Source organism: Pseudomonas putida (assembly GCF_050989985.1).
GTDB classification, from domain to species: domain Bacteria; phylum Pseudomonadota; class Gammaproteobacteria; order Pseudomonadales; family Pseudomonadaceae; genus Aquipseudomonas; species Aquipseudomonas putida_AI.
Window position 1 is genome coordinate 1620741 of the sequence record NZ_CP158815.1, and the last position, 26656, is coordinate 1647396.

Consider the following 26656-nt stretch of genomic DNA (forward strand, 5'->3'; position numbering starts at 1 on the left):
CAGCGCTATAGGCCGAATCGCTTGATTTAGAGCGGTTTTGTAGGACAATCCGACCAGATTCGCCGCCCAATGTGCGAACTTTGGATCCAGATGGGATCAGCAGGCTACCTGATTCAGCGGTGAAACACAGGTCTGCCAGGCGTAGGTGAAGTCTCTGAGGCGTCCTTGCGGCTGGAAGGTCTGGCGCCAGATGCGAGCCATTCCCAACAGATCGTCGGCTTCGGGGAGGGGAGTGTTCTGTTCTTCGACCAGCAGCCAGGCAATGGCTGTGGCATAACGCAGGTTTACGGTGAGTTCCAGGTGTGGGCCACTGAGAAAGGCATGTTGGCTGGCCAGGCCACGCACCAGGCTGGCGCGTTCGGGGTCGAGTGCCAGGTAGTGGTCCCAGAGAGCTTGATGGCGGGGTTCGGCGATGCGATACAAGCCGTGTCCACGGCGGTCGTGCAGTGCTGAGCCAAGGGCCGACTGGCTGGCGGCAATCCCCACTAAAAGGGCCTCCGCAGTTGCGCTATGGCGTCCTAAGTAGATCAAGGTCGGACGGATCACATAGCGGCACAGTTCGCTGGCAGCGATACCCATAAAACCCTCGAAACTCGAAATGGTCGGCGATGCCTGAACGCAGGAGCTTGGCAGCAGTGGATCGACTCAGGCTCGCCGGAAGCGGCTCAGGCCGCTTGAGTTGAAGTGTAGTGTCATATTCGGCGCGTAAAGGCCTGTTTTTAAAATATTTCCGGCTTCCAGTTATAACCGTTATATCGGTTGGTGCTTAGCCCTGGACGCCGCAGCGAAAAAATCCAGGCAACAAAAAGCCCCGCTTTTTGAGCGGGGCCTTGATGTTTCAGCCTTGCCGGCGTGTCAGGCAACCAGGGCCTGACGGGTACGTTCGATCACGGCCTGCAGCGGTTCGGCGCTGGAGTATTGATCGGGGTACAGGCGTTCGCTGTGACGGGCGATGCCGTGTTCGTTTACCAGGGTGAAGCTGAAGCAGCCTTTGCGAGCGGCCATGATCAGGCAGTTCATCGGTGCAAAAGCGTTGGTCAGGGTACGGATGGCATCCTGTGCATGGATTTGAGTAGACATAGTCATGGTGTTCCTACAAGCGACACGGATAAGAGCCGTGCAAAATTAAAACGTTCCAGTAACGTCGGCCACCATTGGTCGAACGAAGAACCCGACTGGAACAAAGCAGCCAGTTTGAAGCGCTGATTAAATTGGCGCGCTTGGGCTGGCAGGTAGGTACTTAGGAGGGCAGGCAACACATCAAGGGCAGAGGTTCTGGGCCCGGGGTGAAGATCCTGATCAATTTGCAGGTTGGTTCGGTCAGAGTAAGCGAGCCTGGCAACACCCTTTGCATTCGATTCAAAGGCTGTGCTGACGCAGGATTTACCTGGAAACCATCGAGGCGGTCGATCCCGCTTGTTCGGTGCAAGGCTTCACTTGGAGAAGGCTTACCGGGGAGATTGTTCGACCGGAATTGATTTTCAGCTTGGTACTAACGGCGCGGATACTAGCGGATTGTATTGGGGAAGGGAAGTGTGCTAGCCAAAAATGTTACCGATGGTTCGATTTTCACCCGCGTGAAATTCGCTTGCCGGGTGCCATGCACACCGCAGCGACGCCCTGAATTGGGTCGCTATCCGACCGGCGGTAGGGCTGATTCTAACTTCTGGAGGGGGCTGGATCGCGGGTTTGCCCGGGGTTATCCCCAGGCAGGGAGACCGAATGCGTCGAAAAAGTGCAGCGATATAACCGCCAGGAAGGTACTTGTGCACATTATTTGCGCGGTCTGTCACACCACTGTCATCCAGCCTTCAAGCGCGGTGGGTGCCTGTAACCAAAATTTAAGTCAATGAAAAACATCGCTTTTTTTAGCTGGTGAAAAAATCATCAGTTTGAGCGCAGGCCCCATTCCACAGGGCTTTGCGGGACTTCAGGGTCGGTTGTCCACTGAGTTATCCACAGCTTCTGTGGATTGTCCCGAGCGCTTGCTCTAGCACGGGCGTGCCGGGATTTTTTCACCTTTACCTGTAAGAAAAAAAGAGTAGAGTGGCGCGCCCCGCGATCTGCCCACAGTGCTTTATGAAGTTTCGTACATCATCCGTTTCCTCCCCCGCAAAAAGTTCCGTTGTCGCCCCCACCAAACGCTTTTCGATGCGCGTCGCCGAGTGGCTTTTGGACAGTCCGCGCCTGGGCGAAAACACCAGCGTCAAACACATCGCCGGCCGATTGCTCAAGCAACCGGCGCGTGAAGGGATCGTGGCTGCGCAAAGCCGCCTCGGTCAGTTGATGTGCCGCGAGTGCGGGAATGCCAGGGACCGTCGGATCGGCCAGGACCTGCTGCGCCAGGCCGCTCGGGCCGGGGATCAGCGTGCCCAGCAGGAATTGGGCCTGATCGAAGACTGAGCTGTCCAAGACCTTACGCCTTGGTTAACCTTCAGGCTTTATTCCAAACGCAGGAATCGCTATGGCTATGGACTTGACCAGCGCATTGCTCGGTCTGGCGGGCGCTGCTCTGCCGTTACTGATATTGGCCTGGCAACTTCAGCGCAAGACCGGTACCGCGCAGGCCGAGGTGGCGCTGCTGGAAGAGCGGCTGGCCATGGCGCAACTGACGCAGGATGGCTTAAACGCACAACTGGAAGCCGGGCGCGATGAAATCGCCGATCTTGGCCAGGCTAACGCCGCCAAGCAGGCTGACCTGGCGGCCATGCGCCGTGAAGTCGAACTGCTGCAAATCGAACGGGACGATGCCCGCGATGCCGCCCATGCCTGGAACATCGAGCGAGCAGGCAAAGAGGCCGAGTTGCGTCGCCTGGACGCCCAGGCCGCTTCACTCAAGGCCGAGCTGCGCGAGCAGCAGGAAAGCCATCAGCAACGCCTCAACGACCTGCAGGGTTCTCGCGACGAACTGCGGGCGCAGTTCGCCGAACTGGCGGGGAAAATCTTCGATGAGCGTGAGCAGCGTTTTGCCGAGACCAGTCAACAGCGCCTGGGGCAGTTGCTCGATCCGTTGAAGGAACGCATCCAGTCCTTCGAAAAGCGCGTCGAGGAAAGTTATCAGGCCGAAGCCCGGGAGCGCTTTTCCCTGGCCAAGGAGCTGGAGCGCTTGCAGCAACTCAATTTGCGCCTGAGCGATGAAGCCACCAACCTGACCCGCGCCCTCAAGGGCCAGAAAACCCAGGGTAACTGGGGCGAACTGATCCTGGAGCGGGTGCTCGAACATGCAGGCCTGGAGAAGGGCCGCGAATATCAGACCCAGGTCAATCTCAAGGGCCCGGACGGCGAGCGCTTCCAGCCGGACGTGATCATTTATCTGCCTGGCGACAAGCAGGTGGTGGTCGACTCCAAGGTCAGTCTCACGGCCTATCAGCAATACGTGGCGGCTGACGACGAAGGCATCCGCCAGATCGCGATCAAACAGCACGTACTGTCACTGCGCAGCCACGTCAAAGGCCTGGCCGGCAAGGATTACAAACGCCTCGACGGCCTGCACAGCCTGGATTTCGTCCTGCTGTTCGTGCCAATCGAAGCCGCGTTTTCCGCCGCCCTGCAAGCCGAGCCGACCCTGTTCCAGGAAGCGTTCGACCGCAACATCGTGATCGTCAGCCCGACCACCTTGCTGGCGACCCTGCGGGTGATCGACAGCCTGTGGAAGCAGGAGCGGCAAAGCCAGAACGCCCGGGAAATCGCCGAGCGTGCCGGGTGGCTGTACGACAAATTCGTGTTGTTTATTCAGGATCTGGATGAAGTCGGCAATCGCCTGCAGCAACTGGATAAAGCCTACAGCGCTGCACGCAACAAGCTGACAGAAGGCCGCGGCAACCTGGTCAGCCGCAGCGAGCAGCTGAAGTTGCTGGGCGCGCGGGCGAGCAAGAGTCTGCCGGCGGATTTGCTGGAGCGGGCGATGACCGATGTCGATGGGTTGGTCGAGTTGCCGGAGTAACCCGAAAAGCTTCGCGAGCAGGCTCGCTCCCACAAGGGAATGCGATCAAATGTGGGAGCGAGCCTGCTCGCGAAGGCGTCAGATGTGTCACTACATGTCTGATGCCGGCATCATTACAACGGCAAATGCCGACTCAACAATGCCCGCAACGCCGCTGGCCTCACCGGTTTTGCCAGGTAATCCAGCCCCGCCGCGTGCACCTGGGCCATGGTTTCCGGCCGCCCATCGGCGCTGATCACCACGCCCGGCACCGGCTCGCCCAATCGGGTGCGCAGCCAGGCCATCAGGTCGGTGCCGGTTTCGCCATCGTCCAGGTGGTAATCCACCAGCGCCAATTGTGGCCGTAGCCCGTCACCGAGCAGCGCCGCGCACTCCTCGCGATTGCGTGCGGTCCAGACCTGGCAACCCCAGCGCGTCAGCAAACTGTTCATGCCGATCAGGATGCTGTCCTCGTTGTCGATGCACAGCACCTGCGCACCACCAAGCAGTTTGCCGTTGAGTTCAGCAGCCTTGGTCGGCAGCGCGGCGGCCGCCTTGGCCAGTGGCACGCGAATGCTGAACACGCTGCCACGCCCCGGCCATGAACGTACGCGCAAGGTGTGTCCCAGCACGCGGCACAAGCCGTCGGCAATCGCCAGGCCCAGGCCGAGGCCTTTCTCCGCGCGGGTCTGATGGCTGTCGAGGCGTTTGAATTCTTCGAAAATGACCTGTTGCTTGTCTTCCGGAATGCCCGGCCCACGGTCCCAGACTTCCAGGGACAACTGGCCCTGATGGCGGCGAACACCCAGCAGCACCGGGCCCTTTGCGTAGCGGAAGGCGTTGGTCAGGAAGTTTTGCAGGATCCGCCGCAAGAGTTTGATATCGCTTTCGATGCGCAGGGTGCTGCCCCGGACGCGGAACTCCAGGCCCTGATCCCGCGCCAGCGCCTTGAATTCGGCACCGAGAGTGTCGAACAGCTCATTGAGCGCGAACGGCTTGATGTCTGGATTGATCTTGCCGTTTTCCAGTCGGGAAATATCCAGCAGGTCACTGATCAGGTCTTCGGCTGAACGCAGCGAACTGTCCAGGTGCTGCACCAGTTTTTGCGCCTCGCTGGACAGGCCATCTTCCTGGTGATTCAGCGCGGCGGAGAACAGCCGCGCCGCATTCAAAGGCTGCATCAAGTCATGGCTGACCGCCGCCAGGAAGCGGGTTTTCGACTGGTTGGCCGCCTCGGCGGTGCCCTTGGCTTCGGTCAGGGCGACGTTGAGTTGCGACAGTTCACGGGTCCGCTCGGCCACGCGCTGCTCAAGGCTTTCGTTGGCTTCAGTCAGTGCCTGCTCGGCTTCGCGGAACGGGGTGATGTCGGTGAAACTCATGACGAAACCGCCGCCGGGCATCGGGTTGCCGATCAGTTCGATCACTCGGCCATTGGGGAACAGGCGTTCGGAGGTATGCGCGCGACCCTGGCGCATCCAGTGCAGGCGGCGAGCGACGTGTACTTCGGCTTCGCCGGGGCCGCACAAACCGCGCTCGGCATTGTGGCGGATGATGTCGGCAATCGGTCGGCCGACGCTGATCAAGCCATCCGGGTAGTTGAACAGCTCCAGGTAACGACGGTTCCAGGCCACCAGTTTCAGCGACTGGTCGACCACGCTGATGCCCTGGCTGATGTTCTCGATGGCCCCTTGCAGCAGTGCACGGTTGAATTGCAGGACTTCGGAGGCTTCGTCGGCGATACGCACGACGTCCTCCAGTTGCATCTCCCGACCTTCGATCGCGGCTTTTACCACTGCACGGGTCGACGAAGCGCCCAGCACACCGGCCAGCAAGCGCTCAGTGTGGGCGATCCATTCACTGTCGGCGTTCTGGTTCGGGTTGAAGCCTTTGCCCTGGCGGTAGGCGAAGCGGATGAAGCTCTGGCGCGCGCGCTCCTCACCCACGAAGCGTGCGGCCAGTTGCAGCAGGTCGTCGATCTGCACCGCCAGCATGGAGCGGGCGCTGGGGCGGGCACTGATTTCCTGGCCGATGAAACGACCGGCCTGCCAGTGTTCCGACACCCGCGTACGCGACAGCACCGAGACCCAGGCGAACAGCGTGAAGTTGCCGGCCAAAGACAGCACCACGCCCTGGGTCAGCGGGGTGATTGGCAGGTTCATCGGATTGCTGTGCAACCAGGCCAGGCCGGGGAAACTGCTCAGGGGCAAACCGAGGCTATGGGCCGCAATCGGCAGGATCAGGGTGTAGAACCAGAGGAATGTCCCGGCGGCGAGGCCGGCGAATACACCGCGACGATTGGCCTGTTTCCAGTACAACGCACCGAGCATGGCCGGCGCCAGCTGGGTGACGGCGGCGAAGGCGATCTGGCCAATGGTCGCCAGGCTCGCGGTCGAGCCCAGCAGGCGATAGCTGACATAGGCCAGCAACAGGATCACCACGATGGTCACGCGGCGCACCGACAACATCCACTGTCGGAACACTTCGAACGGACGCTCGGCATTGTTGCGGCGCAACAGCCACGGCAGCAGCATATCGTTGGAGACCATGGTCGACAGCGCAACACACTCCACGATCACCATGCCGGTGGCCGCCGACGCGCCGCCGATAAAAGCCAGCAACGCCAGGGCAGGGTGGGCCTGGGCCAGCGGCAGGCTGATCACGAACGAGTCCGGCAGCACCGAGCTTGGCAGCAGCATCTGGCCCGCCAGGGCGATGGGCACGACGAACAAGGCCGCCAGAGCGAGGTAAGCGGGAAACACCCATTTGGCCAAGCGCAAATCCTGGGGTTCGATGTTTTCCACCACGGTCATTTGGAACTGTCGTGGCAGGCAGATGATTGCCATCATCGCCACCCCGGTCTGCACCACCATGGAGGGCCAGTTGACGGTTTCCTTCCAGTACTGCTCCAGTCGCGGGGCGAGCATCGCCTGGTTGAACAGGTCATCGAAACCGTCATACAGGCCGTAGGTCACGTAGGCCCCGACGGCCAGGAAGGCGAACAGCTTCACCAGGGATTCGAAGGCAATCGCCAGCACCATGCCACGGTGGTGTTCGGTGGCATCGAGGTTGCGCGTACCGAAAACGATGGTGAACAGTGCCAGCACCAGCGACACCACCAGGGCAGTGTCCTGGGCGCGAACGCCCATGGCATCGGCACCTGCGCCAATCAGCAGGTTGACCCCCAGCACGATTCCCTTGAGCTGCAATGCGATGTAAGGCAGCACACCGACCAGGCAGATCAGCGCCACCACCACCGCCAGCGACTGGGATTTGCCATAGCGCGCGGCGATGAAGTCGGCGATGGAGGTGATGTTCTCCTGCTTGCTGATCATCACCATTTTTTGCAGGACCCAGGGCGCAGCGATCAGCAACAGGATCGGCCCGAGGTAGATCGGCAGGAAGGACCAGAGCTGTTCGGCCGCCTGGCCCACTGCGCCGAAGAAGGTCCAGCTGGTGCAATAGACCGCCAGCGACAGGCTGTACACCCAGGCACGCATCCGTGGCGGCAAAGGCGCGCTGCGACGGTCGCCGTAAAAGGCGATGGCGAACATGATGGCCATATAGGCCAGGGCGACGGCGGCAATCAACCCGCTGGACAGCGACATGGGAACTCCAGATAACCAAAGGCGCCCGGGCCTCCCGCCCGGACACACACAGTCTCGCACGATGACAGGGGTTAGTCAGTGTCGACCAAGGTCGTGGCGTGGCGGGGTGTCGCAGGTTTGAAGTCAGTCGGATTTTCGTCGTGAATAAGGCCCTTTTCGCGAGCAGGCTCGCTCCCACAATGGATCTTTGCAGTAGCGCAAATCCCTGTGGGAGCGAGCTTGCTCGCGATGGGGCCCTTACGGTTTCAACGCTATCTCGATCAACCGATGCAACTCCTCGACCTGCATCGGCGCTTCGGAAAACAGGATGCGAAACACGATGGGCGCGGCCACCAGGTTGATCAGCCGATCGACATGGGGCCGGGGTTCATCCGGGTAACGATCGAGGATCACCTGCAATTGCCCGCCAATGATCGTCGCGCAATAGCTCGGCTTCAGGCTGGCCTGTATGTCGCGCAGCATGTTGCGTCCCGGTGCCGAACTCATTTCGTCCAGATACTGCTCCGCCCAGGCCCGTACATCACCCGACAGGCTGCCGGTGTTGACCGACTCGGTTTCCGGTTGCAGGCGCGCGAGCGCAACGTCGGCCAGCAGCGCCGCCAGGTCACCCCAGCGCCGGTAGATGGTCGAGGGCGTGACCCCGGCCCGCGCGGCGATCTGCGGCACAGTCACGGTAGCGCGGTCCTGCTCCTCGAGCAGTTCGCGCACGGCAGCGTGGATCGATTCCTGGACCCGGGCGCTTCGTCCGCCTGGGCGTAAAGAGGGAGCAGTCATTCGGTATTTCCTGTTTCGCGCCGGAGTTTGCGGCAATGCAACACCGGTCCTGAAAAGCCATGGAGGGGACCTTAACACAAAGAATTTGCTTTAAGCGCACAGCAGTAGCACACTCCGCAAAAGCAAAAAGTTAGCTTTTGCGGAGTCTACCCATGTCCCTTGCTCATTCGAACCGTGCCAGCCTGTGGTTTCTGGCTATCACCTTACTCAGTTTTCTGGCGGCTTCCACCGCGCCGACGCCTCTGTATCACCTGTATCAGGAGCAACTGCACTTCTCGGCGGCGATCCTGACCCTGATCTTCGGTGTGTATGCCCTCAGTCTGCTGGTGGCGCTGCTGATGGTCGGTTCGCTGTCGGATTATCTGGGGCGCAAGCCGGTGATATTCACGGCGGTGCTGCTCAACAGTGTGGCAATGCTGCTGTTCATCTACGCCGACAACGTCGCCTGGCTGATCAGCGCCCGGGTGCTGCAAGGTTTTGCCACCGGCATGGCCACTGCGGTGTTGAGCGCGACGCTGCTGGACACCGACCGCCAGCAGGGGCCGCTGATCAATAGCGTGGCACCCCTGATAGGCATGGCGCTGGGTGGATTGGGTTGCGGCCTGCTGGCCGAGTTTGCACCGGCGCCGTTGCACCTGACCTACTGGCTACTGCTGGCGCTGTTTGTGATGCAAGCCCTGTACGTCTGGCGTTTGCCCGAAAGCGTCTCGCCACAGCCCGGTGCGTGGTCGTCGCTCAAGCCTACCCTGCATGTGCCGGTGCAGGCGCGTTCGACCTTGTTGCGGTTGCTGCCGCTCAACACGGCGACCTGGGCACTCGGCGGCTTCTTCGCCTCCCTGGCACCCTCGCTGGTGCGTGCGGCGACAGGCTCGACGTCGAACCTGATCGGCGGATCGACCGTGGCGACCTTGACCATGACCGGCGCCCTGATGATTTTCACCTTGCGCAATCGGCCGGCTGCCCTGGGACTTCGAATAGGTGCCAGCTCGCTGCCGCTGGGTGTCATCTTGATCCTGATCGGCGTACACAGCGCCAGTCTGGCAGTGTTTTTCATTGGCACACTCATCGCCGGTTGTGGCTTCGGCGCCGGTTTCCTCGGTACGGTACGCACCCTGGTTCCACTGGCGTTGCCCCATGAGCGGGCCGGATTGATGTCGGCGTATTACGTGCTCAGTTACCTGGCGTTCTGCCTGCCTTCCTTGCTGGCCGGCAATCTCTCCCGCACGTTGGGCCTGGTAACGACCACCGATGGTTATGCCGGAGTGCTGATCGTTCTGTCCCTTGGCGCGTTGCTGGCGATGATGCGCCAGCGCGCTGGCAATGTTTGCAGTGCGGCTGGTTGACCCTGGAGTGCGGCGCTCGATCAAGTCGTCGCGTTTTGCCCGGGGTAACTATTATCTATTAAATAGATAACAGTTAGAGATATTACCCGTTATATCGATATTCGATTCGGATCTATGATGGGATCCACCTCACAAGAGGACAGGAGCCCGCCATGACTTGCCCCAATGCCGCCAAACCCGGCTTCAAGCCATTCACTCATCTGCAACACCCGCGCGAAGTGATTCGTCAGTTCACTCCCAACTGGTTCGCCGCCACCATGGGCACGGGTGTCCTGGCTTTGGCCCTGGCGCAGTTGCCGGTTGCCAACCCGCTTTTACGCGCCCTTGCCGAAGGCCTCTGGCAGTTCAATATCCTGCTGTTCCTGTTGTTCACAGTGCTGTACGCGGCGCGTTGGGTCCTGTTTTTCGATGAGGCGCGGCGGATTTTCGGCCACTCCACGGTCTCGATGTTTTTCGGCACCATCCCCATGGGGCTGGCGACCATCATCAATGGCTTTCTGGTGTTCGGCCTGCCGCGTTGGGGCGAGGGCGTGATTGCCCTGGCCGAAGCCTTGTGGTGGCTGGATGTGGCGCTGTCCCTGGCCTGTGGGGTGCTGATTCCCTACATGATGTTCACCCGCCAGGAGCACAGCATCGACCAGATGACCGCCGTGTGGCTGTTGCCAGTGGTGGCGGCGGAAGTGGCGGCCGCCAGCGGTGGCCTGCTGGCGCCGCATCTGGCCGACGCCCACGCGCAGTTGGTGATGCTGGTAACCAGCTACGTGCTCTGGGCATTTTCCTTACCTGTGGCGTTCAGCATTCTGACGATTCTGTTGTTGCGCATGGCCCTGCATAAACTGCCCCACGAAAACATGGCCGCTTCCAGCTGGCTGGCCCTGGGTCCTATCGGCACGGGGGCGCTGGGCATGTTGCTGTTGGGTGCCGACGCGCCGGCAATCTTCGACGCCAATGGTTTGCAAGGCGTCGGCGAAATCGCTGCCGGAACCGGACTGGTCGCCGGCATCACGCTGTGGGGTTTTGGCCTGTGGTGGATGCTGATGGCTGTGTTGATCACCCTGCGCTATCTGCGCGCCGGCATTCCTTTCAATCTCGGCTGGTGGGGTTTCACTTTCCCGTTGGGCGTCTATTCTCTGGCGACGCTGAAACTGGCCAGTACGTTGCACCTGACGTTTTTCAGCGCCTTCGGTTGTGTGCTGGTGAGCTTGCTGGCGGTGATGTGGCTGATCGTTGGCAAGCGCACGCTGCAGGGCGCGTGGCGCGGCGAGCTGTTCGTCTCGCCCTGCATTGCAGGATTGAAGAAATAACCGTCCCGGATTGGGTAATGTGTGGCCTGGATCGGCGTGGAGCGTTCCAATCAACGTAACCACTCAATACATGCAGGCCTCTCACTACCTCGATCAGGGACACATGGACGATGAGTCACCCCTCACAATTCAACTTGCTGCGCACCCGGCGTTTTCTGCCGTTCTTCGTGACCCAGTCACTGGGTGCGTTCAACGACAACATCTTCAAGCAGTCGTTGATCCTGGCCATCCTGTACAAGCTCGCGATCGAAGGTGACCGCTCGATCTGGGTCAACCTGTGCGCGCTGTTGTTCATCCTGCCGTTCTTTCTGTTTTCGGCATTGGCCGGACAGTTCGGGGAAAAGTTCGCCAAGGATGCGCTGATTCGTCTGATCAAACTCGGCGAAATCGCCATCATGGCGGTCGGCGCAGTCGGTTTCATGTTCGATCACCTGTCACTGATGCTGGTGGCGCTGTTTGCCATGGGCACCCACTCGGCGCTGTTCGGGCCGGTGAAGTACTCGATCCTGCCCCAGGCCCTGCATGAAGACGAGCTGGTCGGTGGCAACGGTCTGGTGGAAATGGGCACCTTCCTGGCGATCCTGGCGGGGACCATTGGCGCGGGGATCATGATGTCCTCCAGTCATTACGCGCCGGTGGTGTCCACCGCGATCATCGGCATCGCCGTGCTCGGCTACCTGGCCAGCCGCGGGATTCCGCGGGCGGCGGCAGCTTCGCCGAAAATGCGACTGAACTGGAACATCTTCAGCCAGTCCTGGGCCACGCTGAAACTAGGCCTTGGGCAAACCCCGGCGGTGTCGCGCTCGATTGTCGGCAACTCCTGGTTCTGGTTTGTCGGGGCGATTTATCTGACGCAGATCCCGGCGTATGCCAAGGAATGGATGCACGGCGACGAAACCGTGGTGACCCTGATTCTGACGGTGTTTTCGGTCGGTATCGCCGTGGGGTCGATGCTCTGCGAAAGACTGTCCGGGCGCAAAGTCGAAATCGGCCTGGTGCCGTTCGGCTCATTTGGCCTGACTGTGTTTGGCCTGTTGCTGTGGTGGCACTCCGGTGGAGTTCCGGACAGCGCAGCCGGGCATGGCTGGATCGAGATACTCGGGTTTGGCCACGCTTGGCTGGTGCTAATCGACATCCTTGGCCTGGGTGTATTCGGTGGTTTCTATATCGTGCCGCTGTATGCACTGATCCAGTCGCGCACCGCCGAAAACGAGCGGGCGCGGGTGATCGCCGCCAACAACATTCTCAACGCGCTGTTCATGGTGGTCTCGGCGATTGTCTCGATCATTCTGCTGAGCATGGTCAAGCTGTCGATCCCACAGCTGTTCCTCGTGGTGTCGTTGCTGAACATCGGCGTCAACGCCTACATCTTCAAAATCGTCCCCGAATTCACCATGCGTTTCATGATCTGGCTGCTCAGCCATTCCATGTACCGGGTGGAGCATCGCAACTTGCAACTGATCCCCGATGAAGGTGCGGCGTTGCTGGTGTGCAACCACGTGTCGTTTGTCGATGCCTTGTTGATCAGCGGCGCGGTGCGTAGGCCGATTCGCTTCGTCATGTACTACAAGATCTACAACCTGCCGGTGCTGAACTTTATCTTTCGCACCGCGGGGGCGATTCCGATTGCGGGGCGTCAGGAAGATATCCAGATCTACGAACAAGCCTTCACGCGCATTGCCCGCTATCTGAAGGACGGCGAGCTGGTGTGCATTTTCCCCGAGGGGAAATTGACCGCCGATGGTGAAATCAACGAGTTCAAGGGCGGGCTGACGCGGATTCTCGAGGAGACGCCTGTGCCGGTTATTCCATTGGCATTGCAGGGGTTGTGGGGGAGTTTCTTCAGCCGCGATCCGGCCAAGGGGCTGTTTCGTCGGTTGTGGTCGCGGGTGACTGTGGTGGCGGGGGAGGCGGTAGCTGTCGAGGCGGCGCAGCCGGCCAGATTGCAGCAGCTGGTGGGGGATTTGCGGGGCACTGTTAGATAGTCGGTGACAATTCGGGCCTCATCGCGGGCAAGCCCGGCTCCCACAGGTTATGGGGTGTGACACATATTGTGAGCACACCATCAAGCCCTGTGGGAGCCGGGCTTGCCCACGATGGCGTCAGTGGCCTAGGCGCTGGCCTTGAGCCCAACCAACCCGGCAACAATCAACGCGACACTGGCCAACCGCACCAGTGCCATCGACTCGCCAAACAGGATAATCCCGGCAATCACCGTCCCCACGGCACCCACTCCCGTCCAGATGGCATAGGCCGTGCCCAGCGGCAATTCCTTCATGGCAAGGCCCAGCAGGCCAAGGCTGATGGCCATGGCCGCGACGGTGAGGGCAGTGGGCAGTGGACGGCTGAATCCGTCGGTGTACTTGAGGCCGACGGCCCAGCCGACTTCGAACAGGCCGGCGAAAAACAGAATGATCCAGGACATGAGAGACCTCCATCGATTGACGGGGTCGTCCCCAGATTAATGACTCGATCGAGCCGCGGGGTCGTCCCCGCGTTGCGCAATATAGTGCCCAGCATTAATCCGGGGATCAAGTTTCGGATTTAGTCGGTGGCGTGCTGCGCAGCGATTTCCCGGTCCTGTTTCTCGCTCATGCGGCGGAAGTACGTCGACAGCAGCGCACCGGAAATGTTGTGCCAGACACTGAACAACGCGCTGGGCACTGCCGCCAGCGGCGAAAAGTGTGCGCTGGCCAGTGCGGCACCGAGCCCCGAGTTCTGCATGCCGACTTCCAGGGCCAGGGATTTGCGCTGGGCCAGTGGCAGTTTGAACAGGCGGCCGGTGAAGTAACCCAGCAGATAACCGAAGCTGTTATGCAACATGACCACGGCCATGATCAGCAGGCCGGATTCGGCAATTTTCGTCTGGCTGGCGGCTACTACGGCGGTGACGATGATCACGATGCTCACCACCGACACCAGCGGCAGCACCTCCACAGCGTGGCGAACACGCTCACCGAGCAGGCGCTGAGCCACGACGCCCAGCACGATCGGCAGCAGCACCACTTGCAGGATCGACCAGAACAATTCCATGAACGAAACCGGCAGCCAGGCCGACGCCAGCAGCCAGATCAGCGCCGGGGTCAGCAGCGGGGCGAGGAGGGTGGTCACGGCAGCGATGGCCACTGACAGCGCCAGGTCACCGCGGGCCAGCCAGGTCATCACGTTCGACGAGGTGCCGCTTGGGCAGCAACCGACCAGGATCACACCGACGGCGATCTCCGGTGGCAAATGGAAAGCCTGGCAAAGCAGCCACGCCACACCGGGCATGATCACGAAATGCGCAACCACGCCCAAGGCCACGCGCCACGGATGGCGGGCGACTTCGGCGAAGTCTTCGAGTTTGAGCGTCAGGCCCATGCCGAACATCACCACGCCCAGCAGCGGCACGATGGCGCCCTTGAGGCCAATGAACCAGGCCGGTTGCAGGAATGCCACGACGGCGAAAATCAGAACCCAGTAAGCGAAAGTGTTGCCGACAAAACGGCTCAGTGCTGCCAATGCACGCATGGCTTGATCCTTGTTATGTGAAAAGCGTTAGGGAGCTAAGCATACGCTGCTTACAAAAAAGATCGCAGCCTGAGGCAGTTCCAGCAGGGAAAAGTGAATCCCTATATAGGAGCTGTCGCAGGCTGCGATCTTTTTCAAACGCCAAGGATCAAGGCAATCAGATGCCCTGCGGCGTCTCCTCGCCACCCAACGCTTCAACCAGCGCCGGCAGGAAATCACCGAAGGTCAGCATCATCAGGGTGAAGCTGGCATCCAATTGGCCCAGGGCTTCGTCGCCGCCGTCCTGTTCGGCCTGGTCTTGCAGCAGGTCTTCGAACTTCAGGCGCTTGACCACCATCTTGTCGTCGAGGACGAAGGACAGCTTGTCCTGCCAGGCCAGCGACAGCTGAGTGACCACTTTGCCGGTGCTCAGGTGCAGCTGGATTTCTTCGCTGGTCAGGTCCTGGCGCTTGCAACGCACGATGCCGCCATCTTCGTGGGTGTCGCGCAGTTCGCACTCGTCCAGTACGAAGAAATCGTCCGCGGCTTTCTGAGTGGTGACCCACTCGGTCATGGTCGCGGTCGGCGCCATTTTCACGGTCAGCGGACGTACCGGCAGGGTGCCGATGACTTCACGCAGGGTGGACAGCAGGTCTTCGGCGCGTTTAGGGCTGGCCGAGTTGACCAGGATCAGGCCCTGTTTCGGCGCGATGGCGGCAAAGGTCGACGAGCGACGGATAAAGGCACGCGGCAGGAAGGCCTGGATGATTTCATCCTTGATCTGGTCGCGTTCCTTTTTATAGACCTTGCGCATTTGCTCGGCTTCGATCTCTTCGACCTTTTCCTTCACGGCGTCACGCACAACGCTACCCGGCAGGATGCGTTCTTCCTTGCGCGCGCTGACCAGCAGGAAGTCACCGCTGACATGCACCAGGGGCGCATCTTCGCCCTTGCCGAAGGGGGCGACGAAACCGTAGGTGGTCAACTCCTGGCTTGCACATGGGCGCGCCAGTTTGGTGGCCAGTGCAGATTCCAACGCCTCGGCATCAACAGGCAGATCTTGGGTCAGGCGATAGATAAGCAGGTTCTTGAACCACATGGGGTGACTCTCTCCTTTATACAAAGGGGGGCATTATTGTCTTCGCCGTGCCATAGGCCAACCCTTCTCTAAGCCTTTGGAAGGCATGAAAAAATTAATTGAAAAAGTGCTTGCCAGAGGTAGGGTCGCTCCGTAGAATGCGCGCCACACCGAACGTGAAGGGTGATTAGCTCAGCTGGGAGAGCGTCTGCCTTACAAGCAGAATGTCGGCGGTTCGATCCCGTCATCACCCACCATTCGCATTCAGTGTTACGCGCAGCGGTAGTTCAGTCGGTTAGAATACCGGCCTGTCACGCCGGGGGTCGCGGGTTCGAGTCCCGTCCGCTGCGCCATATTCGGTAACCTGGAACACTGAACGCCAGGTCACCACGGAAAAGCCCGCTGAAGCGGGCTTTTTTCTGTCTGAAGTTTGACTGTTGTATCTGCAGGACGTGTCGTTTCACCGGTTTTCAGATTTTTTTGAAAAATTTATCAATTAAATCAACACTTTACGAAAACATGTGGCATAATGCGCCCCGCAACGAAGGTAAAGGGTGATTAGCTCAGCTGGGAGAGCGTCTGCCTTACAAGCAGAATGTCGGCGGTTCGATCCCGTCATCACCCACCACTTTCAACGCTACGCGCAGCGGTAGTTCAGTCGGTTAGAATACCGGCCTGTCACGCCGGGGGTCGCGGGTTCGAGTCCCGTCCGCTGCGCCATATTCGGTAACCTGGAACACTGAACGCCAGGTCACCACACGGAAAGCCCGCCTAGTGCGGGCTTTTTGTCGTCTGCAGTTTGGCAATTTCAGCCCTTGTAGGAGCGAGCCTGCTCGCGATGATCGTCAACGATAACGCGGGAAACCTGAAACCCCGCGTTGTTCTCAGATTCTTCGCGAGCAGGCTCGCTCCTACAGTTCGGCATTGCGGGCGTGTCGGTAATCGCTGACAGCCTCGTACACCGCTTTGCGCAACCGGTTGATACCGCCAATGGGGCGATGTGCTTCGATCCCGAACCAGGGATTGAACGACAGGTTGTCGCATTGCAGGTTCAGCGCTGGCGTGTCGAAGTCCTGGGCCGGCAATGTGATCCGGGCAACCGTCTGAAACGGCGCATCACTCTCACGCCACTCGATACTGGTGTCCTCGATCGGCATGTATTTGTTCGCGTCCTGGCGCTGGATCTGCAAGACGAAGCACGCCGGCGTACGGTCTGTGGATAACTGCTGGTTCAACGCACTGCGTAAAAAGTTCGGCAGCTTGCGGTTTTGCGCTGCAAGCGTGTAAGCCGGGCAGCTATCCGGATCGGGCATTACCCTGAATTTCACATTGGCCTCACCGAACTTGTAGGGCGACACTGAAAAGTAGGTCGTCTGAGTCGGGCTCGCCGGGGCAGGGGACAGCGTGGCCAGGGCGATGAACAAATGACGAACCTGCCAGTCGCGCGGGTCCCAGCCCGGAAAAAACGCCATGAGCTTTTTACCGTCTGCCTGCGCCGCGACATTCTGACGATACTCGGCGACATCGCTGACGAAGAAGTTCGGATGACTGAACATCACGAAATCCTGTTCGTTTCGCTGCGATTGATCGCCCAGCAGTTGCTTGCCCGGCACATCGTGCAGCTTGATGGCCATGCCCCGGGCATCACGGATGCTGTCGAACTGCGGGTAGGCGTTGCCGTTGGACAGGCGCATGGTTGCCTGCCAGGTTTTCCCCGGCTCACTGAACACACCCTGGCGCAGCTCGCCCGGCAGATCCGGCAGCACCTGTACTTGCGCCTTCACACAGCCGTGGGCCTTGGCGTGGGCATCGCGTAAATAGCGGGTATTTTCCCGATGCTGGTCGACGATGCGCACGGCGGTCTGAATGATTCCCTGAGTCATGGCCGCCTCGCCCTCGGGAATCAATTCCTGTGCCGATACCGGGCCCTGGTGCTGCCAGGCGAACCACGCCGAGGCCAGCCCCCAGCCCAGCAGTCCAAGCCCCAGCAACCAGAGCAATGTCTTGCCGAGAAAGGCACCCAGGCGCAGCCAAAGGGTCTTCAGCATGGGGCAGTCCTTTTGCAGTGTTCAAAGGTCATGGCAGTTGCGATTCCAGCGGGCCGCCCAGCACCTTCAGATACTCCAGCAACGCCCAGCGCTCCTGCGGTTGCAACAGGCGACCGATCACCCCGTTGCCGAGCTTGCCGGCGCGGAATTCGTGACCGCTGTTGTGGTTACCGGTAATGCGCGTGTCGAACTGGAAGCCATTGGTAAAGGCTTCGGTGCGATAGCCCAGGTGCTGCGGGTCATATTCGAAGGTGCCTTTATAGAAGGTCGTCGCGCGTTCATCCTGCGGCGAGAGCAATTGATAAAGGCTCGGCACCGAGCCGTTGTGCAGAAACGGCGCGGTTGCCCACGCGCCTGCCAAGGGGCGAGCCTTGTAGGCGCGCAATTCGCGAACACCGATCGGCAGGCCGAACCCATCCATCTCCGGTCGCTCGGCCGGGGTGATGCCCGCTTCGCGATACGCGCGGTTCTCGACAAAGGCTGTGACATAGGCCAGCCCCTTGGCCACCGACATCTGACTCAGATCCAGCGGCGCGGTGGGCTTGGGCTCGACGTCGAGGTTTACCAGGTCCTTTTGATTCCATTGCAGCGAAGTCAGATCGAAGCGGTGGTCGGCGATATTGTCGGCGGCGCCCGGGTCGGTGCCGATGAACTCCACCGGGAGCATTTTCAGGTGCTGTACGTATCGCCCTTCCTCTTGGGTCACGCGGGGTACGTGGCAGCCGGCGCAGTTTTCGCTGAACAGCGTGCGACCTTTGGCGGCCAGGGGTTTGTCGACGGCGCCCAGCAGGGCTTCTGGCCAGGCGGGCGGTTCCAGGCGCTGGAGTGTTTGTTCGATCAGGTGCAAATCGCGCACTCGAACGCTTGACGGGTAACGGTCATCGCCCATCAGGGGTTGTCTGTTTTTATCGAAAAAATTCAGAGTGGCGCCTACACCCAGGGCTTCACCGATGTTGCGCGCCATGGGCTGCTTGGCGGAGCCATTCCATTGCACCCATTCGAATGTCCACATGTCCCAGAGTTGCGGATAGTCGACGGGGGCGTTGGCCACGCGATAGTTGACGGGGGAAATGGCATCGCCGAAGGTGGCGTTGGCGATGCGTCCGAAGGCGTCGGTCCGTCCCGGGCCTTCTTCGGTCGGGTAGAGCCCGCGGTGGGTATCGTTCCACGCCACTTTCAGGAAGGTATCCAGGGAGCGTTTGAATTCCTTTCGCAGTTGCTCATGGCGGACTTCGTAGTCGGAGCCCAAAACCTTGCGAGCAAAACGCTCGAATTTCCATGGGTTGTAGTAAGTCGAAACCAGGCTTGCGACCAATGCCTGTCCGAAACTTCCACCTTTGAGCGTAGGAACACTGGACGGCAAAACGTGCTGCGCAGAACCGCCATCGATACGCACTGCCTGACCTTTGAAACGCAACTCTCCGGTGTGGCAGGCGGCGCAAGTAATATCCAGAAAAGTATCCGTGCCGCCGGGATTTTGATGGCGGGCGAAGCCGACCGGCAAATTGCCGGGATTGTTCGCGGTGGGTTTTTGGCTGGGGTCGATCAGGAAACCGAAACGCGCCAGGTACTCCGGCGCCGCAAAGCGTTCTTGCGAGAACGGCAGTTCAAGCTCCGTGAACCAGTCATAACGCAAGCCTTTGACCTGCGTGCCCTGAGGAGTGAAGTAATAGGTCTGGCGGTCGTCCGCGCTCCACTGATCCAGGTAATGCACCTGCTGCACCGGGGACCAGAGCGGTAGTTTCGGGTTGGCGACGTAATACAGAACCACTGCCAGAGCCACGCCCAGCAGCACAACAATCAGGATCAGCAAGCGGAAGAAGAGGCGCAAGATGAACATCCTTGTCGATTTATTCTTCCGTTATGCCTGAGCGTTTAATGAGCGGCAAGTGGCCATCACGCCAGATTTACGGGCTGCGCAAACTTTGTGCGCAAGAGTCAGATGACAGAAGTTTCATCATCTACACTGCGAAAAGCGTTTAAACACCTGAACTTATCGCAAATATCCGGCTCTCATGCCGGTAGCCATTGGTCGTGGCCGCCTGATAAGCTCGCGACTTTACTCGATTGCCCTTTAGGCGAATGAACAAGGAAATAGCATGAAACAGCATCGGTTGGCGGCGGCGGTGGCCCTGGTTAGCCTGGTACTCGCGGGTTGCGACTCGCAAACCAGCGTAGAGCTCAAAACCCCGGCGCAAAAAGCTTCCTACGGCATTGGCCTGAACATGGGCAAGAGCCTGGCTCAGGAAGGCATGGATGACCTGGATTCCAAAGCCGTAGCCCAGGGCATCGAAGATGCCGTCGGCAAGAAAGAGCAGAAGCTCAAAGACGAAGAGCTGGTTGAAGCCTTCGCTGCGCTGCAAAAGCGTGCCGAAGAGCGCATGGCCAAAATGAGCGAAGAGTCGGCAGCTGCCGGCAAGAAATTCCTCGAAGAAAACGGCAAGAAAGCCGGTGTCGTGACCACCGCTTCCGGCCTGCAGTACGAAGTGGAAAAGAAAGCCGATGGCGCCCAGCCAAAGCCGACTGACGTGGTGACTGTTCACTACACCGGCAAGCTGACCAATGGCACCGTTTTCGACAGCTCCGTCGAGCGCGGCAGCCCGATCGATCTGCCGGTCAGCGGTGTGATTCCGGGTTGGGTCGAAGGCCTGCAACTGATGCACGTCGGCGAGAAGTACAAGCTGTACATTCCTAGCGAACTGGCCTACGGCGCGCAAAGCCCAAGCCCGGCAATCCCGGCCAACTCGGTGCTGGTATTCGACCTGGAACTGCTGGCGATCAAGGATCCAGCAAAAGAAGAAGCCGCCAAGTAATCAGCGACAACTTCAAAACAACGCCTCGCACATGCGGGGCGTTGTTGCATCTGGCGTTCATCACGGGTAAACAAAACGAACAGATGCTGTAGGTCGCAGTCTTAGCCTTTGTAGGACTGGGGTAACCGCGACGGACCTCCAAGTCAATGAAATATTGGGTTTTTTTTGATGAGTAAAAAACGCCCGATCTAAGCTCAGCCCTTGTGTAACGGGGCTTTCAGCCATGAAAAGCAGCTCTGTTCACAAGGTTATCCACAATTTGTGTGGATAACATTTCCGCGGGAGGATCCCATGAAAGCACCCTGGAATTTTGCGCGTTTCCTGCCAATGGCCGGACGCCTGCTGGCACGTGGGCGCTTGCCGACCCTGTTGTTCGCCGTGGCCGCCAAAGGTGCCAGCCAGGGCAATCGGCTGGGCAAGCTCAAGGACGATCTGCGCCTGCTGCAGGCACTCTGCCTTGCTTACTGGCGCGGTGAGTATCGCGCGATCAGTCCCAAGGCGATCGTCTCGGTGGTGGCGGGGTTGATGTACTTCCTGAGTCCGGTGGATGCGATTCCGGATTTCCTGCCCCTGTTCGGCATGCTTGATGACATAGCCGTGCTGGGCTGGCTGATGAAAGTTTTGGACGACGAACTCAATGCCTTCCGGATCTGGCGCAAGCGTCAGGCGCCAGAGAAGCTCGTCCTGGTCGAGCGCCTGCCTGCCACCCCCGAACAACTCCAACTTCAGGGGCCGAAAAAGCGCTAAGTCGGCCAAACTCCATCCATAGATAGATACCCCCCGCGACCTTAGCCGCTGTTAGGATTACACTTCTAAGGAAAAGTGCCGACTCGCTAAGTGTTTTTGTCCTACGGGGTAGTCATGGATATTCAGATAATTACACGCGAAGGCGAACCCGAATATGCGGTTCTGCCGTGGGCTCAGTACCAGGCTCTACTCAAAGCTGCAGGCATCAATGAAACACCGTCGCGTCCGGCCCCGGCGCCGCTTGCGACAACACAGGACCCGATTCTTCCAGGTCTTGATCAACTCCGCAGTTTGCGCGAAGGAAAGGGCATCGCCATCGAGGCGCTCGCCCGCACGGTAGGCATCAGCCCGTCTTATCTGGCCATGATCGAAAGTGGCGAGCGTCAGCCCGACGCCGCGATTCGCCGCAGCCTGGCCTGGGAATTGACGGTGCCAGGGTGGAGGGATGAATTGTGAGCGTACGCATCAGTCGTCAACACTGGGACGGATTGCTGGGCGAGCTGGATCAGGCGCGCCGTCAGCGTCACCTCCTGACTTATCGGGCGTTGCTTGAGCGTTTGCAGCTGCCTACGCCCGCCATGCAAACCTTGACGGCCGCGCTTGAGCATCTGGCGGCGCTGGACGCCAGGGCCGAGCAACCCTTGCGCAGTTCATTGGTGATCAGCCAGGGGGCCAGTCGCCTGCCACGTACGGGTTTCTTTGAATGTGTCGAGCGCCTCGGGCGATTTTCCGGGCCGTCCGATGGGGTCGCGGCGGCGTCCTGGCATGCTTCGGAAGTGGTGCGGGTGTTCGAGTACGAGTACCCCGAGTCGGCGGAGGCCTGAGTGTTTTTCCGACTCAAGGCACGGGTCAGTTACTGGCTGGCGCGCAGACTGTTTCACTGGCCATGGTTTGTGAAACAGCCCCGGGGCTGGAGCTGGCTCGAAGGCCAGTTCGCCCGTATGGCGAACCTGGGCGATGTCGACGCCCAGAGCTTCTATGGCCACATCCTGACCTTCCGCGGCGTCGGGCTGGGCGCGCGGGAAGAGGGCATTCGCTTGCTGCGCCTGGCGGCATTGGCCGGTGATGGCAGGGCGGCCTATCAAGTGGGGGTGATCAGCCTCGCGGGAAGTCCGGGCAAAGCGCCCGACCCGGGGGAAGCGGCGCGCTTCTGGGGCATCGCCGCGAAAGCAGGGCATCCGCTGGCGCAGATCAAACTTCAGGAACTCGCGGGTCGCGATTCGATGAAGTGATAGTGACGTCACTGACCGAGCTTCAGTGAGTCATCAGAACAAGGGCATTTGTGTTGTTTGCGCGGGCCTCTTCGCGGGCAAGCCACGCTCCCACAGGTTATGTGTTGATTGTGATTCTTGAGCACGACACAAAACCTGTGGGAGCGAGCTTGCTCGCGATGGCGTCGGGTCAGTCACCGATGCCCTGTCAGTAACTCAACCGCAGGCTCCGGCGCCACCAGGCTATCAATCACATGCACGCTATACCCCGGCACATTCTTCGCGTGATGTTTGGCCTGGGATGCCATTTCTGCCAAGTGGCTGGCATCGATGCTTGTGCAGGCATCGGGACGCAACAGCACCACGCCGATGGACAGCGATAGCAGCGGGAACTCCTGACGCACGCCCTGGCGGTTGGGGGCGATGAAGCAGCCGGCTTCGAGATGTTCGCTGCGGTAGAAGCGTCGGCACTGGCTCTGGAAGTCGTCCAGCAGCTGGTTCAAACGTTTGCGCCAGTCTTCCGGCCCGAGCACCAACAGGAAATCATCACCGCCGATATGGCCGACGAAGTCGCGGGACGGGTCGACTCGATCGTTCAGGCATTGCGCCAGACACAGCAGGACTTCATCCCCGCGACCATAGCCATAGATGTCGTTGAAGGGTTTGAAGCTGTCGATGTCGACGTAGCAGATCACCGACTCGCGTTGCTGTTGCAGCAGCCGCGTCAGGCATTGCTGGATCGGCACATTGCCCGGCAACAGGGTCAAGGGGTTGGCATAGCGGGCCTGCTGGATTTTCAGTTCGGTAATCAGCTTGAGCACATCAATCACCCGCCCCAGGCCCAGGTAGCTGCCGTTGAGGGTGATGATGAAATCTTCTTCGATGCGTTGCCGGGCGCGGCTGGTGATCAGGCGGCTGACCTGTTGCAGCGACTGGCTCATCTCGACGGCGAGGAAATCATCGCTCATCAGGCGGCTGATGGGTTTGCGCGCAAACAGGTCGGTGGCAAACGGCTTGAGCAGGGCGTCCGAGAGTGAATGCCGATGGACGATGCCACAGGGTTGGCCGTGCTCGTCCAGCACCGCCAGCGAGTTCAGGTTGGCCTGGCGGCGGAAGGCTTCCAGGACACTGGCGGTCGGGGTTTCGCGGCCCACTGCAGGCTGGTCGTTGAGCAGGGCGCTGAGGTCGCTGGCTTCGTCGTTCAAAACGACCGCAGAGCTGTCCTGCCTCGGCATCAGGGTGCGCGCATCCCGTGGCGGATGCTCTTGCGGGCGACAGAGCAAATAGCCTTGGACCAGATCAACGCCCATCTCCATCAGCACCGCCAGTTCTTCCGGCAATTCGATACCTTCGGCAATCACCTGCGCCCGCGAAGCCTTGGCGATTTGCAGGATCGAGCCGACGAATTCGCGTTTGAGTGCGTCCTGGTGAATGCCATCGATGAAGTGTCGATCGATCTTCACGTAATCCGGGCGCAATTCGGACCACAGGCGCAAGCTCGAATAACCAGCACCCAGGTCGTCCAGAGCAATGGAAAACCCCATCGCCCGGTAGTGATGCAGCGCGGTTTGCAGCAACTGGAAGTCGTCGATTGGCGTCTGTTCGGTGAGTTCAATGACCACCTGGCTTGGTGGAATACCGAAGTCTTGCAGCAGTTGCAGGGTCCGGCCCGGCTGATGCGCCGATTCGAGCAGGGATTCCGGGGACACGTTGAGGAACAGCTTGCCGGGTAGTTGCTGTTCGTTGAATCGGCGGCAGGCGCTCTGCCGGCAGGCGATTTCCAGCTCGCTCAAGCGACCGGCCTGGCGGGCAACGGCGAACAGGGCGATGGGGGAGTGCAGCGGGCTGTTGGACGGGCCACGGCTGAGGGCTTCGTAACCGAGAATTTCTCGCTCGGAGAGGCTGATGATGGGCTGGAACAGGCTGTGCAAACCGCCTTGAGTCAGAATTGAGCTCAACGCACTCAGCTGTTCGGTTGTGGTCATGGCGTTCTCTGGCGATAAAAAAAGGACTGGGCGGGCTCCTGGTAAGAGAGCACGCCCAGTCCTTTATTTCACGACAGGATGATGACTGTTTGATGACGATCAGCGGAGCGTCAGCATTAAATTGCCATCACTTGCCGGTCGCCAATCAGTGCTTGGCCACCGCGCTATTGAGCTTCAGGTAATCCAGCAGGATGCGCCCGGTTTCGCTCAGGTAGGCGTCGTCTTCCGGCTTGAGCTTGTCCGGCTCGGCCGCAGCGGCGTCTTCGTCTTCTTTCTTCAGTTCCTTGAGCGGCTCTTCGCCCTTGGCCTTGCGACGGATGTTCTCCATGGCCAGCTGCTTGGCTTCGATGTCGGCGTGTTGTGCGCGACGATCGGCTTCATTGAGGCTGACGGTTTTTTCGGTCATCAGCTTCTGCGCCAGGGCCAGCTTGTCGCGGATGAAGACGAACTCCGCATCCTTGGCCGTACGCAGGTCATGCTCGGACTTGAGCTGGGCAATGTACGGTTTGAACGGGTCGACCGCAGGCTTGATCGCCGCGCGGATGGTGTCCCACGGCATGGCTTCCGGCAGGGCGCTTTCGCCGATTTCCTTGGTGTCGATGATCGACGGGTAATCGATGTCCGGCAGTACACCCTGATGCTGGGTGCTCTGGCCGGAAACCCGGTAGAACTTGGCCAAGGTCAGTTTCAGCTCGCCATGGTTCAGCGGCTGGATGGTCTGCACGGTGCCCTTGCCGAAGGTCTGGCCGCCGATGATCAGTGCACGGTGGTAGTCCTGCATGGCGCCGGCGAAAATTTCCGAAGCCGAGGCGGACAGGCGGTTGACCAGCAACGCCATCGGGCCTTTGTAGAACGCGCCTGGGTTTTCATCTTCCAGCACATCGACACGGCCATCGGCGTTACGCACCAGGACGGTCGGGCCTTTGTCGATAAACAGGCTGGTCAGCTCGGTGGCTTCCTGCAAGGAGCCGCCGCCGTTGTTACGCAGGTCGATGACCACGCCGTCGACTTTCTCTTTCTGCAGCTCGGTCAGCAGCTTCTTCACGTCACGGGTGGTGCTCTTGTAATCCGGGTCACCGGCACGGAACGCCTTGAAGTCCAGATAGAAGGCCGGGATCTCGATGATGCCGAGCTTGTAGTCCTTGCCATCCTGCTTGAGGTTGAGGACCGACTTCTGCACCGCCTGGTCTTCGAGCTTCACCGCTTCGCGAGTGATCGGCACGATCTTGCTGGTCTGGTCGTTCGGCGCGTTGCTGGCCGGAATCACTTCCAGGCGCACCACGGTGCCTTTCGGGCCGCGGATCAGCTTGACCACTTCGTCCAGGCGCCAGCCCACCACATCGACCATCTCTTTGTTGCCCTGGGCAACGCCGATGATCTTGTCGGCCGGAGCGACCTGTTTGGTCTTGTCCGCCGGGCCTGCCGGCACCAGGCGCACGATCTTCACTTGATCGTTATCGTTCTGCAACACGGCGCCGATGCCCTCCAGGGACAGGCTCATGTTGATGTCGAAGTTTTCCGCGTTATCCGGCGACAGATAGTTGGTGTGCGGGTCGTAGGACATGGCGAAGGTGTTGATGTACGCCTGGAAGATGTCCTCGGCGCGAGTCTGGTCCAGGCGCGCCAACTGGTTCTTGTAGCGCTTGGTCAGGGTTTCCTGGATCTGCTTGGTGTCCTTGCCGGCGATCTTCTGGCGCAGGACCTCGTCCTTGACGCGCTTGCGCCACAGGTCGTCGAGTTCAGCAGTGGATTTGAGCCAAGGGGCATCCTTGCGGTCGATCAGCAAGGTTTCCTTGGTGGTGAAGTCGATCTTGTCGACGCCTTTGTTCAGCTCGGCAAGGGCGAAGTCCAGACGCGCCTTGACGCGGTCCAGGTAGCGCTTGTAGATGGTGAACCCGGCGTTGAGGTCGCCGCTTTTGAGGAAGTCGTCGAACTGGGTTTTCCACTTGTCGAATTCGGCGATGTCGCTGGCCATGAAATAGCTGCGCGACGGATCGAGCAATTTCAGGTAGCTGTCATAGATGATCACCGAGCGCGCATCGTCGAGCGGCGGTTTGCTGTAGTGGTGGCGCTTGAGCAGTTCCACGACATTCAGACTGGCAATGACTTCGTCGCGATCAGGCTGGAGCTTGTCCCAACTGTTGGCGGCAAAGGAGTTGCTCGACAACGGCAGCATGCCGATACCGATGAAAAGGGCGAGGGCAGTGCTGGGGAACAAACGCTTCATGTTGATTCGACGCGGGGACAATTGATAACGCATATTAGGCCGTCTTTGAAGTCGCCGGTTCCACAAGAGCCGGTCGCATAATGCAAAAAGCCCGGCGCTAGCGCTTCGGG

Annotated in this window: 21 protein-coding genes and 4 tRNA genes; 14 read left to right on the plus strand and 11 right to left on the minus strand. The window is 60.0% G+C overall.

All coding sequences use genetic code 11. The features are described from left to right. Positions 1-96: 96 nt before the first annotated feature. Entirely contained in the window at positions 97-579 is a 483-nt protein-coding gene (locus tag ABTV29_RS07825; protein WP_433769555.1) for a hypothetical protein, read from the minus strand. A gap of 276 nt (positions 580-855) precedes the next feature. Continuing rightward, a complete protein-coding gene (locus ABTV29_RS07830) occupies positions 856-1080 on the minus strand; it encodes a hypothetical protein (RefSeq protein WP_003204606.1) in 225 nt (74 codons plus the stop codon). A 999-nt stretch (positions 1081-2079) separates the two neighbouring features. Between ABTV29_RS07830 and ABTV29_RS07835 the strand changes: the two genes are divergently transcribed. Together ABTV29_RS07835 and rmuC are read left to right on the plus strand one after the other, a co-directional pair. After that, positions 2080-2403 carry a sel1 repeat family protein gene (locus tag ABTV29_RS07835; protein WP_433769556.1) on the plus strand — a complete coding sequence of 108 codons (324 nt, stop codon included), beginning with the start codon at positions 2080-2082 and terminating at the stop codon, positions 2401-2403. A 175-nt stretch (positions 2404-2578) separates the two neighbouring features. Further along, positions 2579-3943, plus strand: coding sequence for a DNA recombination protein RmuC (rmuC, locus tag ABTV29_RS07840; RefSeq protein ID WP_433771783.1), 1365 nt, complete (start codon positions 2579-2581; stop codon positions 3941-3943). 113 nt (positions 3944-4056) lie between these two features. Here the strand turns inward: rmuC and ABTV29_RS07845 are convergent, their stop codons facing one another. After that, a complete protein-coding gene (locus tag ABTV29_RS07845) occupies positions 4057-7527 on the minus strand; it encodes a hybrid sensor histidine kinase/response regulator (protein WP_433769557.1) in 3471 nt (1156 codons plus the stop codon). 237 nt (positions 7528-7764) lie between these two features. After that, a complete protein-coding gene (locus ABTV29_RS07850) occupies positions 7765-8301 on the minus strand; it encodes a TetR/AcrR family transcriptional regulator (RefSeq protein ID WP_433769558.1) in 537 nt (178 codons plus the stop codon). Positions 8302-8453: 152 nt separating this feature from the next. Between ABTV29_RS07850 and ABTV29_RS07855 the strand changes: the two genes are divergently transcribed. The 3 genes from ABTV29_RS07855 (at position 8454) to ABTV29_RS07865 (ending at position 12933) form a co-directional block, all read left to right on the plus strand. Continuing rightward, positions 8454-9644: an MFS transporter gene (locus ABTV29_RS07855; RefSeq protein WP_433769559.1), complete on the plus strand. Its 1191-nt coding sequence runs from the start codon at positions 8454-8456 to the stop codon at positions 9642-9644. 152 nt (positions 9645-9796) lie between these two features. Then, positions 9797-10948 carry a TDT family transporter gene (locus ABTV29_RS07860; protein WP_433769560.1) on the plus strand — a complete coding sequence of 384 codons (1152 nt, stop codon included), beginning with the start codon at positions 9797-9799 and terminating at the stop codon, positions 10946-10948. 110 nt (positions 10949-11058) lie between these two features. Next, on the plus strand, positions 11059-12933 hold the full coding sequence (locus tag ABTV29_RS07865; protein WP_433769561.1) for an MFS transporter: 1875 nt from the start codon (positions 11059-11061) through the stop codon (positions 12931-12933). A 125-nt stretch (positions 12934-13058) separates the two neighbouring features. Here the strand turns inward: ABTV29_RS07865 and sugE are convergent, their stop codons facing one another. From sugE to rdgC, 3 genes are all read right to left on the minus strand, one after another. Beyond that, complete coding sequence (sugE, locus tag ABTV29_RS07870) at positions 13059-13373, minus strand: quaternary ammonium compound efflux SMR transporter SugE (protein ID WP_433769562.1); 315 nt, start codon at positions 13371-13373, stop codon at positions 13059-13061. 119 nt (positions 13374-13492) lie between these two features. After that, entirely contained in the window at positions 13493-14458 is a 966-nt protein-coding gene (locus ABTV29_RS07875) for a bile acid:sodium symporter family protein (RefSeq protein ID WP_433769563.1), read from the minus strand. Positions 14459-14615: 157 nt separating this feature from the next. Then, the gene (gene rdgC / locus ABTV29_RS07880; protein WP_110964265.1) at positions 14616-15536 is read right to left on the minus strand and encodes a recombination-associated protein RdgC; all 921 of its coding nucleotides are present in this window, start codon (positions 15534-15536) and stop codon (positions 14616-14618) included. A 160-nt stretch (positions 15537-15696) separates the two neighbouring features. Here rdgC and ABTV29_RS07885 point away from each other — a divergent pair. The 4 genes from ABTV29_RS07885 to ABTV29_RS07900 all read left to right on the plus strand — a co-directional run bounded on the left by ABTV29_RS07885 (position 15697) and on the right by ABTV29_RS07900 (position 16235). Next, a tRNA-Val gene (locus tag ABTV29_RS07885) sits at positions 15697-15772 on the plus strand. A gap of 19 nt (positions 15773-15791) precedes the next feature. Then, positions 15792-15868, plus strand: a tRNA-Asp gene (locus ABTV29_RS07890). Positions 15869-16067: 199 nt separating this feature from the next. After that, positions 16068-16143 (plus strand) — tRNA-Val (locus tag ABTV29_RS07895). Positions 16144-16158: 15 nt separating this feature from the next. Then, positions 16159-16235 (plus strand) — tRNA-Asp (locus ABTV29_RS07900). A gap of 191 nt (positions 16236-16426) precedes the next feature. Here the strand turns inward: ABTV29_RS07900 and ABTV29_RS07905 are convergent. Then, entirely contained in the window at positions 16427-17563 is a 1137-nt protein-coding gene (locus ABTV29_RS07905) for a catalase family protein (RefSeq protein WP_433769564.1), read from the minus strand. Between the two features lie 28 nt (positions 17564-17591). Then, positions 17592-19394: a di-heme-cytochrome C peroxidase gene (locus ABTV29_RS07910; RefSeq protein ID WP_433769565.1), complete on the minus strand. Its 1803-nt coding sequence runs from the start codon at positions 19392-19394 to the stop codon at positions 17592-17594. A 268-nt stretch (positions 19395-19662) separates the two neighbouring features. Here ABTV29_RS07910 and ABTV29_RS07915 point away from each other — a divergent pair, with 268 nt between their 5' ends. The 5 genes from ABTV29_RS07915 to ABTV29_RS07935 all read left to right on the plus strand — a co-directional run bounded on the left by ABTV29_RS07915 (position 19663) and on the right by ABTV29_RS07935 (position 22355). After that, the gene (locus tag ABTV29_RS07915; RefSeq protein WP_175389327.1) at positions 19663-20376 is read left to right on the plus strand and encodes an FKBP-type peptidyl-prolyl cis-trans isomerase; all 714 of its coding nucleotides are present in this window, start codon (positions 19663-19665) and stop codon (positions 20374-20376) included. Positions 20377-20667: 291 nt separating this feature from the next. Further along, complete coding sequence (locus ABTV29_RS07920; protein WP_433769566.1) at positions 20668-21123, plus strand: YkvA family protein; 456 nt, start codon at positions 20668-20670, stop codon at positions 21121-21123. A gap of 114 nt (positions 21124-21237) precedes the next feature. Continuing rightward, complete coding sequence (locus tag ABTV29_RS07925) at positions 21238-21579, plus strand: helix-turn-helix domain-containing protein (protein ID WP_433769567.1); 342 nt, start codon at positions 21238-21240, stop codon at positions 21577-21579. Continuing rightward, positions 21576-21947, plus strand: coding sequence for a hypothetical protein (locus ABTV29_RS07930; RefSeq protein ID WP_007898892.1), 372 nt, complete (start codon positions 21576-21578; stop codon positions 21945-21947). Before ABTV29_RS07925 ends, ABTV29_RS07930 begins: the two co-directional genes overlap by 4 nt. Then, a complete protein-coding gene (locus ABTV29_RS07935) occupies positions 21948-22355 on the plus strand; it encodes a sel1 repeat family protein (RefSeq protein ID WP_433769568.1) in 408 nt (135 codons plus the stop codon). Positions 22356-22528: 173 nt separating this feature from the next. Here the strand turns inward: ABTV29_RS07935 and ABTV29_RS07940 are convergent, their stop codons facing one another. Together ABTV29_RS07940 and ABTV29_RS07945 are read right to left on the minus strand one after the other, a co-directional pair. Next, positions 22529-24319 carry a bifunctional diguanylate cyclase/phosphodiesterase gene (locus ABTV29_RS07940; RefSeq protein ID WP_433769569.1) on the minus strand — a complete coding sequence of 597 codons (1791 nt, stop codon included), beginning with the start codon at positions 24317-24319 and terminating at the stop codon, positions 22529-22531. 145 nt (positions 24320-24464) lie between these two features. After that, positions 24465-26546 (minus strand): carboxy terminal-processing peptidase, encoded by a 2082-nt coding sequence (locus tag ABTV29_RS07945; protein WP_433769570.1) that lies wholly within the window; start codon positions 26544-26546, stop codon positions 24465-24467. Positions 26547-26656 lie beyond the last annotated feature (110 nt).